Annotated in this window: 12 protein-coding genes; 6 read left to right on the top strand and 6 right to left on the bottom strand. The window is 67.0% G+C overall.

Annotated features, from left to right (window positions below):
- Window positions 1-10: 10 nt before the first annotated feature.
- From BFAL_RS00685 to BFAL_RS00670, 4 genes are all read right to left on the bottom strand, one after another.
- Window positions 11-1,075, bottom strand: a complete 1,065-nt coding sequence (locus BFAL_RS00685) for a prephenate dehydratase (RefSeq protein ID WP_082440226.1) — start codon at window positions 1,073-1,075, stop codon at window positions 11-13.
- A 17-nt stretch (window positions 1,076-1,092) separates the two neighbouring features.
- Window positions 1,093-1,575 carry a hypothetical protein gene (locus BFAL_RS00680; protein ID WP_055426524.1) on the bottom strand — a complete coding sequence of 161 codons (483 nt, stop codon included), beginning with the start codon at window positions 1,573-1,575 and terminating at the stop codon, window positions 1,093-1,095.
- On the bottom strand, window positions 1,572-3,500 hold the full coding sequence (gene typA, locus BFAL_RS00675; protein WP_055426523.1) for a translational GTPase TypA: 1,929 nt from the start codon (window positions 3,498-3,500) through the stop codon (window positions 1,572-1,574). The genes BFAL_RS00680 and typA overlap by 4 nt, the downstream gene beginning before the upstream one ends.
- Window positions 3,501-3,647: 147 nt before the next feature.
- On the bottom strand, window positions 3,648-4,643 hold the full coding sequence (locus BFAL_RS00670; protein ID WP_055426522.1) for a 4-hydroxy-3-methylbut-2-enyl diphosphate reductase: 996 nt from the start codon (window positions 4,641-4,643) through the stop codon (window positions 3,648-3,650).
- 192 nt (window positions 4,644-4,835) lie between these two features.
- On the opposite strand from BFAL_RS00670, the gene BFAL_RS00665 reads away from it, so the two are divergent.
- Entirely contained in the window at window positions 4,836-5,786 is a 951-nt protein-coding gene (locus tag BFAL_RS00665) for an aldose 1-epimerase family protein (protein WP_055426521.1), read from the top strand.
- A gap of 127 nt (window positions 5,787-5,913) precedes the next feature.
- Entirely contained in the window at window positions 5,914-5,988 is a 75-nt protein-coding gene (locus tag BFAL_RS11825; protein WP_370696044.1) for a 50S ribosomal protein bL37, read from the top strand.
- A gap of 114 nt (window positions 5,989-6,102) precedes the next feature.
- Here BFAL_RS11825 and BFAL_RS00660 read toward each other — a convergent pair whose 3' ends face one another.
- Window positions 6,103-6,405 carry a hypothetical protein gene (locus BFAL_RS00660; protein WP_055426520.1) on the bottom strand — a complete coding sequence of 101 codons (303 nt, stop codon included), beginning with the start codon at window positions 6,403-6,405 and terminating at the stop codon, window positions 6,103-6,105.
- Entirely contained in the window at window positions 6,402-7,061 is a 660-nt protein-coding gene (locus BFAL_RS00655) for a sigma-70 family RNA polymerase sigma factor (RefSeq protein ID WP_152973443.1), read from the bottom strand. The genes BFAL_RS00660 and BFAL_RS00655 overlap by 4 nt, the downstream gene beginning before the upstream one ends.
- 135 nt (window positions 7,062-7,196) lie before the next feature.
- On the opposite strand from BFAL_RS00655, the gene BFAL_RS00650 reads away from it, so the two are divergent.
- The 4 genes from BFAL_RS00650 (at window position 7,197) to BFAL_RS00635 (ending at window position 12,405) form a co-directional block, all read left to right on the top strand.
- Window positions 7,197-8,777: a UDP-N-acetylmuramoyl-L-alanyl-D-glutamate--2,6-diaminopimelate ligase gene (locus tag BFAL_RS00650; protein WP_055426518.1), complete on the top strand. Its 1,581-nt coding sequence runs from the start codon at window positions 7,197-7,199 to the stop codon at window positions 8,775-8,777.
- Between the two features lie 78 nt (window positions 8,778-8,855).
- On the top strand, window positions 8,856-9,860 hold the full coding sequence (locus BFAL_RS00645) for a lipid II:glycine glycyltransferase FemX (RefSeq protein ID WP_055426517.1): 1,005 nt from the start codon (window positions 8,856-8,858) through the stop codon (window positions 9,858-9,860).
- Window positions 9,861-10,011: 151 nt separating this feature from the next.
- Window positions 10,012-11,019 carry a lipid II:glycine glycyltransferase FemX gene (locus tag BFAL_RS00640; protein WP_055426516.1) on the top strand — a complete coding sequence of 336 codons (1,008 nt, stop codon included), beginning with the start codon at window positions 10,012-10,014 and terminating at the stop codon, window positions 11,017-11,019.
- A 93-nt stretch (window positions 11,020-11,112) separates the two neighbouring features.
- On the top strand, window positions 11,113-12,405 hold the full coding sequence (locus BFAL_RS00635; protein WP_055426515.1) for a carboxylate--amine ligase: 1,293 nt from the start codon (window positions 11,113-11,115) through the stop codon (window positions 12,403-12,405).
- Window positions 12,406-12,423: the final 18 nt, after the last annotated feature.

The raw sequence follows: 12,423 nt of genomic DNA, 5'->3' as shown, positions 1-12,423 counted from the left end.
TCATGCTTGGCTACCACAGCAGTTCCCTCCTGACATCATGGCGCTCATCCCAATCCGCGGCGGGCGCATCGCCGTCATCCGCCTTTGCGGCTCCGGGCGAGGCGTCGAACCGCATTCCCCCATCGGGCAGGCGCCACGTCTCGACCGGTGGGTTCGGACGCTCACGCCGCGGGTAGACGGCGAGGGTCTTGAGCCAGTCGCCGTGTTCGGCGATCTCCTTGAGCACGGCACGGAAGCGTGGCTCCCATGGGGCCGCGTCGAGCGTCGCGATGAAGCTGTACGTGCCGTCGGTGCCTTTGATGGGGCGCGAGATGAAGCTCGTCATGTTGAGCCCGGCGTCACGCAGCACGTCGAGCACATCGGCGAGCACACCCGGACCGGTGACGAGCGGGATGAGCGTGAGGATGGTCTCGAACTCGCCGTGCGAGGCGCGCGCATGTGCGTTGAGCGCACGCACAGCGTCGCGTGAGCCGAGCACGAGGAAGTCGGTGTGCGCGCCTTCGAAGTCCTGCACATGCGCGGCGAGCGTGTCGAGTCCGTAGAGTTCGCCGCAGATGTGCGGGCCCAGCGCGACGCCCCCCGGTTCGAGGTCGCGGCATGCGGCCGCATTCGAGGATGCGGGCGTGGGCGTGAGCCCGTGCGCGGCGATGAAGCGTTTGCATTGGGCAAGACCGTGCGGGTGCGCGGACACGGGGATGGTCGTCGTGCCTGTGGCGGCGGCGTCCTCCACATCGCCGCCGTCGGCACGCGCGGCGAGCGGATCGTCGCCGTGGCGTGTGAACGCGTCGAACGCGACGTCGACGCGCACACGCGCGAAACCGGCGACGTCGCGCGCGTCGATCAGCGCGTCGAGGTTCGGCACGACGTAGCCTTCGACGTTGTTCTCCCACGCGACGACGCCCCAGCCTTCCCCGTGCTCGACGGCGCGCATGATGGCGGGCACATCGTCGAGCGCCCGGAGCGTGAACCCGTCGTCCGCGACGCCGGCGCGCGTGAGCTGGTCGGCGGCCTCCATGGCCGCCTGATGGGTGAACGTGCCTTCCGGCCCGAGATAGAACAGGGTTTCACGTGTCATAGGGCACTACTGTAGCGTCACCGCGTCTTCGGTGCGGGGATGCGGAACCATGATGCGGGCAGAACCAGCATGGCCACCTGCACGACGATCACGCCGTACAGCCACATGTAGCCGGCATGCTCGCTGAAGAACGGTTCCGGCTCGCTGAACCCGGCAACGACCAGCGCATCCCCTCCGGGGCCGCCGTACAGGGCGAACGCCCACGCGACGGCCGAGGAGACGATGAGGTGCACGGCGAGACCGGTGACGCCCTGACGGGCGCGCGCCGCATAGGTGGACAACGCCGTGACGGCGAATGCAATCGCCAATCCATAGGGGATGTTCACCATGGCGCCCATACGGTGCGCGAGCGTGCCGACGAACGCGACGCCTGCCGCCGCGAACACCGTGACGACGGTCCGGCCCAGTGGGCCGAACCGGTGCGACCACGGCAGCAGCGACGCGTCCGATGCACGGCCCGGCGTGCGGGCCCGCCCGTTGCCGTCCTTCTTCGCCGTCACTTGCCCTGGGCGGCGTTCTGGCGACGCTGCTTGGCGCGCCACTTGTACCAGTCCTCACGGCCGAGGATGATCTTGCGCACGCGGATGGACTCCGGCGTGACCTCCACGCACTCGTCCTCGTTGGCGAAGTCGAGCGACTCCTCGAGGCTCATCTTGATCGGCGGGGTGAGCGTCTCGAGCACGTCGGCGGTGGAGGAGCGCATGTTGGTCATGTGCTTGGCGAGGGTGATGTTCACGTCGAGCTCGTCGGGCTTGTTGTTCACGCCGACGACCTGGCCCTCGTACACCGGGGACTGCGGCTCGACGAAGAAGCTGCCGCGCGCCTGGAGACGCTGCATGGCGTACGGGGTGGCGACGCCCTTGCGGTCGGAGACCATGGAGCCGTTCTGACGGATGGAGATCTGACCCGCCCACGGCGCGTAGCCGGCGGAGATGGACGAGGAGATGCCGGTGCCGCGGGTGGCGCTCAGCAGCGCGGTACGGAAGCCGATGAGGCCGCGGGACGGCACGGTGAACTGCAGACGCACCCAGCCGGAGCCGTGGTTGGTCATGCCGTCCATGCGGCCCTTGCGGTCGGCCATGAGCTGCGTGACGGTGCCCATGTACTCCTCGGGCACGTCGATGGTGGTGTTCTCCATAGGCTCGTTGACCACGCCGTCGATCTTCTTGGTGACGACCTGCGGGCGGCCGACGGTCAGCTCGTAGCCTTCGCGGCGCATCTGCTCGGCGAGCACGGCCAGCGCGAGCTCGCCGCGGCCCTGCACCTCCCACGCGTCCGGACGCTCGGTGGGCAGCACCTTGATGGACACGTTGCCGATGAGCTCGCGGTCGAGACGGTCCTTGATCATGCGGGCGGTGAGCTTGTGGTCCTTGCCTTCGGTGCCGGCCAGCGGGGAGTCGTTGACGCCGAAGGTCATGGAGATGGCCGGGTCGTCGACGTGGATGAGCGGCAACGGCTTCGGATCGTTCGGATCGACGATGGTCTCGCCGATCATGATGTCGTTGACGCCGGCGACGGCGACGATGTCGCCGGGGCCCGCAGACTCGACCGGCAGACGGTCCAGACCCTGCGTGCGCAGCAGCTCGGCGACGCGGAAGTTCTCGATGGAGCCGTCGACGCGGCTCAGACCGTAGGTCTTGCCCTTCTCCAGCGTGCCGTTGTAGATGCGCACGAGGCCGAGACGGCCGAGGAAGTCGGAGGAGTCGATGTTGGCGACGTGGGCCTGCAGCGGAGCGCCCTCCTCGTACTCCGGGGCGGGGATGTTGGAGATGATGGCCTCGAACAGCGGCTCGAGGTTGTCGTTGTCGGGCAGGCCGCCGTCCGCGGGCTGGTTCACGGAGGCGTAGCCGGCCTTGGCGGCGCAGTAGATGACGGGCATGTCGAGCAGCTGGTCGAGGTCGAGGTCGATGCCCTCGTGCTGCACGTCGTCGGCCAGACCGAGCAGCAGGTCGGACGTCTCGCCGACGACCTCCTCGATGCGCGCGTCCGGACGGTCCACCTTGTTGACGCACAGGATGACCGGCAGCTTCGCCTCGAGCGCCTTGCGCAGCACGAAGCGGGTCTGAGGCAGCGGGCCCTCGGAGGCGTCGACGAGCAGAACGACGCCGTCGACCATGGAGATGCCGCGCTCGACCTCGCCGCCGAAGTCGGCGTGGCCGGGGGTGTCGATGATGTTGAGGGTGATGCCCTCCGGGTGGCCGTACTTGGCGGCCAGCGGGCCGGTGTACTCGACGGCCGTGTTCTTCGCGAGGATGGTGATGCCCTTCTCGCGCTCCAGGTCGTTGGAGTCCATCACGCGATCCGGCACTTCCTCGCGCTCGTTGAACACGTGGGACTGCTGGAGCATAGCGTTCACCAGCGTGGTCTTGCCGTGGTCGACGTGAGCCACAATCGCCACATTACGGATATCACCGCGAACCGCCATCGAAACCTCTCTTATTCAATGATGCTGTTTGTTCTAGTCGTTCTTGTCGCGTAACCGCACGGCGCGGGTTCGAGCCGCGCGCCGCCTTGTTGGAACATGAGTCAAACCGACCCGATGATAACCGCACGTATTGACCGTGCCCGCGGGTCACCGCGAGGGCTGCCGGCGCAATTCTGCCGGCAGCACGAAATGCATCGTCTCCTTGATGGTCTCCACCGATTCGACGTCGGTGTACCCGCGTTCGCGCAGCGCGGCGATCACGCCCTCCACGTACTCCTCGGGCACGGACGCGCCGGAGGAGACGCCCACCGCCTCGACGCCGTCAAACCATGCGGGGTCCAGGTCGCCGGCGTCGTCGACGCGGTGCGCGCGCCCGCGCCCGCCCAATCCCTCCTGCGCGACCTCGACCAGACGCACCGAGTTGGACGAGTTCGCCGAGCCGACGATCACCACGCAGTCGGAGCGTTCGGCGACGAGTTTGACAGCCGCCTGCCGGTTCGACGTCGCATAGCAGATGTCCGAGCTGGGCGGCATCTCGATCCACGGGAACCGCGTCTGCAGGGCGGCGATCGTGCCTGCGGTCTCGTCGACGCTCAACGTGGTCTGGCTGAGCAGCACGAGTCTCGTGCCCGGCGTGAAGTCCAGCCCCTCCACATCGCCCTCATGCTCGATGAGGTGCACGTGCGCCGGAGCCTCGCCCACCACGCCGACCGCCTCGTCGTGCCCCTTGTGGCCGATGTAGACGATCTCGTAGCCGGACTTCGCGAAACGCAGCACCTCGCGATGCACCTTGGCGACGAGCGGGCAGGTGGCGTCCACCACGTTGAGTCCGCGCGCCTTCGCCTCCGCCTTGACCGACGGCGACACGCCATGCGCGGAGAACACGACCGGCACGCCGGCCGCGGCGGCCTCGTCGGGGATCTCCCCCAGCTCCTCGACGAACACGGCGCCCTGCGAGGCGAGATCCTCGACCACGTGCTTGTTGTGCACGATCTGACGGCGCACGTACACGGGCGGCAGCCCCTGCCCACGCGACCCATGCGCCCCCTTGAGGATCGTGCGCACGGTGAGGATGGCGCGGTCCACTCCCGCGCAGAACCCGCGCGGGTCGGCCAATACGATGCGTCTGCCCCTGTCGGTCACTGGTGCTCCTCCCCCGCGCCGCGTCTCGGCGCATCCGTTGACGACTCTACCGCACGCGGACGGCCGCACGCCCGCGGAGGAATCGCCGCACGAATCCGCGCCGCAAGCCCCCCGCAGGCGTTAGACTGGGCATGTTAGCGATAACCCCGGTTATCGGACACCACACAACATATTCACTCTGGAGTGAGCCATATGGTAAAGAACCTTCCCCCGCGCACGGGCCAGCAGTACACGATCAAGCATGGCGACTACGAGGCCGTCATCACCGAGCTGGGCGCGACGATGCGCAAAGTCACCTACAAGGGCCGCAACGTGATCGTCCCGCTCGGCGCCGACGACCCGGTCACCTGCTGCCACGGCCAGCTGCTCGTGCCGTTCCCGAACCGCATCGAGGCCGGCGTCTACACCTTCGAAGGCAAGACCTACGAGCTGCCGATCGACGAGCACGACAAGAACACCGCCATCCACGGCTACGGCTACCGCTCCTTCTGGAAGCTCGAAGCGCTCACCGAGGACTCCGTCACGCAGTCCTGGCGCGTGCCGTTCCTGCTCGGCTACCCGTTCGACGTGGTCGTCACCACGACGCACCAGCTGACCGACGACGGCCTGAAGATCACCGTCGAGGCGTACAACAACGGCGACGTGGACGCCCCGTGGGCCCTCGCCATCCACCCGTGGCTCGACAACGGCTTCAACGGCTACGGCGACGAGATCGACGGCCACAACGCGCAGTGCACGCTCACCGTTCCGGCCCGCACGCACGTCACCGTCGACGAGAACCTCATCCCGACCGGCACCGAGCCGGTGGACGGCACCAAGTACGACTTCCGCGAGCCGCGCCTGCTCACCGAGCAGCCGTACGACGACGCGTGGACCGACGTCGAGCACGCCGCCGACGGCACCGCGACCGCGACGTTCCACCGCCCGGACGGCCTGACCGTGCACGTCGGCGGCGACGAGACGATCACCTCCTTCCAGGTGTGCACCGGCACCGGCTTCCCCGCGTTCAAGCACCCGGCCGGCACCGCCGTCGAGCCGCAGACCGCCTACGCGAACGCGTTCAACACTGGCAAGGACCTCATCGCCATCAAGCCGGGCGAGACCAGCGTCACGAAGCTGTTCATCAAGGCCGAGCTCGACTGACGCCCGCAGACGCCCACACGCCGCGGACCGCGGCCGCTCCCGAACGGAACGAAACGCGGTTTGCGGCGTGTCCGCGTCCTATGGCATAATGCCGAAGGCTTATTTCTCTTCAGCAAAGGAGTCCATCATGGGCATGCGCGGACGTAAGCGCAGGGATCGTCGCAAGAAGGCCGCCAACCACGGCAAGCGCCCCAACGCCTGATTCTTGTCGTTCCAAGACGCGAGGACCCGTCGAATCGTTAGATTCGACGGGTCCTTTTTCATTCCACGTCCCATGCCGCTTCACGCCGTCAGATGCATGGCCGCCGGCCGGCGGTCACCGTCCGTCGCAGCAGCGGTCGAGGCATACCCTGATGCGTTCCCTGAGGCATTCCGGCGCCTCCTGCGGCCGCAGGTACTCCCGCAACGCGGCGATCATCGCCTGCTCGCGCCGCGAACAGCACGTCGAGGGGTCGAAACGCTCCCCCGCGCCGGCCACGGCATCGCCCATGCCGGCGTCATCGGCGTCACCGACGACGCTCACTTCACTGATGCGCACCTCGGTATGACTCACCATGCCGTCTGATGTCGTTCGGGTGACGGAGATATGACGCACCCGACCCACGGACCGTTCGTTCATCGCATCTCCTTTCGCCCGGCCGCGTCCGCGCCATCGCACGCCTCGCGGCCTCCGTCTCCATTATCGCCGGAGACACGCGCGCCGGCACGCTTCGCATCGGACTTCGCCGAGGGTGAACCGGACGGCAGCTGCGTGCCGTAGCCGTGCTCGCGCGCATATGCGGCGAGCTCGTGCTTGAGCTGCGTGCGGGCGCGGTTGAGACGGCTCATCACCGTGCCGATGGCGACGCCCTGCTCCTCGGCGACCTGCCGGTACGTCTTGCCGTCGATGGCCGTGTCGATGAACACCTGCCGGCGTTCGGGCGAAAGCTTCGCGAGTGCCTCCATGATCTCCTCGGGCGCGAACGCGTCGAGATACTCGTCCTCGGCGGACCTCAGGCCGTCCGAGGAGTGCTCGGACGCCTCGTAGAGGTCCCAGTCGTCGTATTCGCCGTCGGAGGCGTTCGCCCGCTGCGGGCGGCGCTTCTCCTTCGCATACTGGTTGAAGTAGGCGTTGCGTTCGATGGTCGTCATCCACGCCTCGAAGTTCGTGCCGGGGCGGAACGAGTCGAACGCCTTGAACCCGCGTTCGAACGTGTCCTGCACGAGGTCCTGCGCGTCGTCGGGGTTGTTGGTCAGGCGCATCGCCCGCCGGTACAGCGCGTCGAGCGCCGGCATGGCGAGCCGTTCGAAGCGTTCCCGGCGCTGCGCCGTGGTCTCTGTCGTCTCGCTGGTCACGGTTGCCCATTGTAGTAGTATCTTGCGTGGCGTCCGCGAGACCCGCAGCGCCATGACATCCAGGAGAGTTTGCCTATGCCCACCACGACTTCGCCGTTGAGTCTCGTCTCCGCGGCCAAGCTGCTGGATAACCATCATCTGTTGCGTGAGATCGTCGCCGGCGACCGGTGGACGATGGATGCCGCGTCGCTGCCCGGCGCCGATGCCCCGATCCCCGCCGTCACCTACGACACCCGTCAAGTCGCCCCCGGCTCCATGCTGTTCGTCAAGGGACGGTTCAAGCCCGAGTTCCTTGACGGCATCGACGGGCGGGGGCTCGGTTCCTACGTGGCGCAGACCCCCTACGCGGACCGCACGAAGGCGCCCGGTCTCATCGTCGAGGACGTGCGCAAGGCGATGAGCCTGCTTTCCGCAGAGTTCTACGGCCGTCCGCAGGACTCGCTCACGCTCGTCGGCATCACCGGCACGAAGGGCAAGACCACCACCGACTACTTCACGCATGCGATCCTCAACGCGTATTCGCATGGCCGCGCCGCGATGATGAGCTCGCTGGCGTGCTGTCTGGACGGGCGCACATGGACGCCCTCCAAGCTCACCACGCCCGAATCGCTCGACGCGTTCCGCATGATGCGCGAGGCGGTCGACGCCGGCATGAAGTACATGGTCATGGAGGTCAGTTCCCAGGCGTACAAGGTGAACCGCGTATACGGACTCACCTTCGACGTCGGCGCGTTCCTCAACATCTCCCCCGACCACATCAGCCCGATCGAACACCCCACGTTCGAGGATTATCTGTACTGCAAGCGCCGCATCATCGGCAACTCGCGCACGCTCGTGCTCGGCGCGGACTGCGACCACGCCGACCTGCTGCGCGAGGACGCGCGCCGCGCGGGAACGCCGGTCACCACGTTCGCCCTGCATGATGCGGCCGACGGCCACACGACGCCCGCGGACGTGACGGTGTCCATCGACCCGTCGTGCAGGACCGGCATTCGCGTGACGTGCGGCGACCGGACCGTCACGCTCGCGCTCGACATGCTCGGCGAGTTCAACTTCCTCAACGCCGGCACCGCGATGACGCTGGCGATGAGGACCGGCGTGCCGTTCGACGACCCCGCGATGCGCGCCGTCGAGCATGTACAGGTCCCCGGGCGCATGGAGCGGTTCACCGAAGGCGACGACCTGCACGTGTATGTGGACTACGCGCACAACTACATCTCCACCAAATCCGTCGTGGACGAGGTGCTGCGCGTGTACGGCGAACGCGATCCGCGCATCACGCTGGTCGCCGGTTCGACCGGCGGCAAGGCCATCGACCGTCGCGAGGGCATCGTCAAGGGGGCGTTGGGCCGAGCCTCCTCGTTCATCCTCACCACCGACGACCCCAATTTCGAGGATCCGCGCGCGATCGCGGAGGAGATGGCCTCCCACGTGACCGACCCGAAGGCCGAGACGAAGGTGGTCGTGGACCGGGAACGGGCGATCGCCACGGCCATCGACGAGGCGCGCGCCGATGTGGCCGCCACCGGGCGTCTGAACATCGTGCTCGTCATCGGCAAAGGGCACGAGACCCGCAACATCATCAACGGCGAGGCCGTGGCATGGCCCGGTGACGCGAACGTCGTCAGGCGGGTGCTGGAAGACCGCCGGAACTGACGCACGCGCGGGACCTGGCCATCGCACGGAAGAACACCAAGGGCAACAGAACACCAAGGAAGAAGACCACCGAAGGATATGTCGACGATCATCGAGGAAACCGATTCCGCAACCATGGAGCGCGAAGCCGCGCGGATGGGCGTCACGCTGCCCATAGAGCAGACGCGCGTGTGGGCCGATTATCAGGCGGGCATCGACGGGCGCGCCCCGTGGGGATGCGTGCTGGCCCGACGTGACGGCCGTGTCGTCGCCCTGCTTTCGCTCATCGACTACCACACGCACGGCTACCATTACCTGCGTTCCACGCACGGACCGGTGTGGGCGAGCAAGCCCGGCGAGGACGAGGAGCGCGAACTGCTCGAAGCCCTCGCGGCGTACGTTCACGCAAAGGACCATGACGTCGTGTTCCTCCGCCTCGACACCTGGTACGAAACGGGCACCTTCCCGGTGCTCTCCACCGTGCCGTACAACGAGACGGTGGTCGTGGACCTGACCGGCGGCGACGAGGAGATCCTCGCGCGCATGAGGAAGCGCGGCCGCCGCGACGTGCGCAAGGCGCTGCGCGAAAGCCCCGCCGTCTGCGCGGACGAGACGGACGCCGCCGCCGAGGATTTCTCCGCATACTACGACGTGATGGTCGAGACCGCCGAGAGGGATGGTTTCGAGCCCGCACCGCAAAGCGACTACGAGGACATGATCCGGGACCTCGGCCCCGACCACTGCCGCGTCTTCGCCGCACGTGTCGAAGGCGAAGTGGTCGCCTGGGCGATCCTCACCGTCAACGGGGACGAGGCCGTCTACTATTACGCGTGCGTGCGCACCGAATTCCGCCGCGCGCTCGTACCGGACAAACTGCTGTACACGTTCTGCTGCGCGCTCGGCGAACGTGGCGTCGGACGCATCGACCTCATGGGAGTGGGCAACGACTTCTCGCCGTCGATCCGCTCGCTCAACACGTTCAAGACGAAGTTCGCCGAGGAGACGACCCCCGTCGCCCCTTCGCGCGACGTTCCGGTGCGTCGCACCATGTACCAGGCGTTGCAGGCCGCCAAGCGGATGCGTGACGGCATACGCGGCGAATAGCGCCCACACATGCCACAGCGAACGTTCAGCCTTCTTCCCGCGAGCATGCATTCGCATGTCGTTACATAGGCTTCCGGTACGCTGTGGCTCGGATCTCTCGATCCGCAACACGGCACGAATGACGGATATCCAAGACACAGAGGCGGTTCCCATGCTCACGATCGAAAAGACGACGTTTCAACGGTTCGGACAGGAAGCCGCGGCCCACGGCCTCGACCTGCCCATCGAACAGACCGAGGCATGGGCGCGGTACCAGAGCACGATCGACGGTCGGCGCCATTGGGGCGTGCTCTGTGTGTTGAGGGACGGCGAGCCGGTCGCGTTCCTCTCTCTCGTCGACTACCTGACGCATGGCTACCATTACCTGCGCGCGATGCACGGACCGGTATGGCTCGACGGCAAGCCCGACGCCGCAACGGAGCTCGAGACGCTTCAGGCACTCGTCAAGGCGATGCGCTCGTTCGACCGCAATGCCGCGTTCCTGCGTCTGGACACCTGGTATGAGGACGGGACGGTCCCCGTGCTCTCCACTGTGCCGTACGACTCGACCGTCGTCATCGACGTGACCGGTGGCGATGAGGAGATCCTCAAACGCATGAAGCGGCGCGGCAGGAGGGACGTGCGCAAGTCGTTGCGCGAGTGCGCGGCCGAATGCGCCGACGAGACCGACCTCGCGACCGCCGATTTCTCCGACTACTACGCGGTGATGGTCGAGACCGGGTCGCGCGACGGATTCGCCCCCGCGCCGCAAAGCGACTACGAGGACATGATCCGCACGCTCGGCCCCGACCACTGCCGCGTCTTCGCCGCACGCCTCGACGGCAAGGTGATGGCATGGTCCATCGTGACGGTCAGTGGCACGCATGCCGTACGCTACTATGCCGGCATGCGTTCGGAGGCGATGCGCATGCACGTGACCGACAAGCTCCTGTACACCGAGTGCTGCATGCTCGGCGCGCGGGGCGTGACCGCCTACGACCTGATGGGCATCGGCAGCGACTTCGCCCCCTCGCTCAAGGGGCTCAACGAATTCAAGACGAAGTTCACCGAGGAGATCACGGACGTCGCCCCCTCACGCGACGTGCCGGTGAAGACGGCGTTCTACGGCGCGCTGCGTCTCATGCAGTCCGTCCGGCGACGACTGCGCCGACGCTCCTGACGCACCGTTACGCCACGGCGCTACAATGTCCCCAGCACCGACAGCCCCGGACGGCGCACGCTTCCGGGGAAATACCCAAACCCCAGGAAGACCATGAACGAACGCACATTATCCCCCGCCCATACCACGAGCAACGAGGCCGCCGGTGCGGTCGGGGAGGCGCCGTCGTTCCTTCCCGTCCTACTCGGCAGCGGAGCCAACGCCTACGGTCTGGCCCGCGGTTTCCATAAGGAGTTCGGCGTCGCCTCGCTGGCCGTCGGCCCCGCCATCCTTCTGCAATGCCGGTATTCCAGATACGTGGATACGCGGGTCATTCCGGACCTGACCGACGAGGACCGGTTCGTGCTGCGGCTCATGCGTCTCGCGGACGACCTCGAGGCCACGGTGCCGGGCCGCCGTCTGCTGCTCATCGCCTGCGGCGACACGACCGCCGCCCTGCTCGCCCGCCACCGCGACGCGATCCGCAAACGCTACGCGACCGCCACCGTCGACGGCCCCACGCTCGAACGCGCCGTCGACAAGGTCGCATTCTGGAGGCTGTGCGACGAGGCCGGAGTGGACACACCCGCCACCGCCGCCTATTCGACCGCCGACTTCAAAGCCGGAAGACCGGTGCCCGAGCCTTCGGATTTCCCGCTCGAGCTCAAGGCCGCCGACTCGGTGCAGTATCTCGGCATCGAATTCGAAGGCCGCAAGAAGGCGTACACGATCCGCACGCGCGAAGAGCTGAACCAGGTGGCGAAGGCCATCTATACGGCGGGATACGACGGCGACCTCGTCATCCAGGAGTTCATCCCCGGCGACGACACCGAGATGCGCACGCTCAATGCCTACGTGAACATGGACGGCACCATCGCCATGATGTGCATGGGGCATCCGATCATGGAGGAGTATGCGCCCAGCCGCATCGGCAACTACGCGGCGATCATGTCGGAAGGCGACGACGAGGTGTACCGCCAATGCGCGAAGCTGCTGGAGACGCTGCACTACACCGGATTCGCCAACTTCGACATCAAGCGCGACCCGCGCGACGGCTCCTACCGGTTCCTGGAAATCAACCCCCGCATGGGCGGGTCGAGCGACTTCACCACCTGCGCCGGGTATAATCTCGCCGCGTACATCGGCCGCGACCTCATCCTCGGCGAGCGCCGTCCCACCGAACTGTGCTTCACCCGCCATCTCTGGCTCGGCACCTCGAAGGACGTGTTCCGCAGGTACGCGCCGGACGGTCCGGTCAAGCAGGAGGCGATGAACCTCATCGCACGAGGCGAATGGAGCCGTTCCGCACACGACGCCCACGACACGAATCTCCGGCGCGCCTTGGAACTGCTGCGCTGGCAGATGGCCGTCGCCCGCGATTTCAAGCGCTACGCACCCCGGCGCTGAACGTCGCTGGCGCGTCGG

It is taken from the genome of Bifidobacterium aesculapii (assembly GCF_001417815.1).
In the GTDB taxonomy this organism is placed as follows: Bacteria; Actinomycetota; Actinomycetes; order Actinomycetales; family Bifidobacteriaceae; genus Bifidobacterium; species Bifidobacterium aesculapii.
Note: the sequence above shows the minus strand (reverse complement) of the source record. Positions and strands in the feature narration are given on the sequence as shown.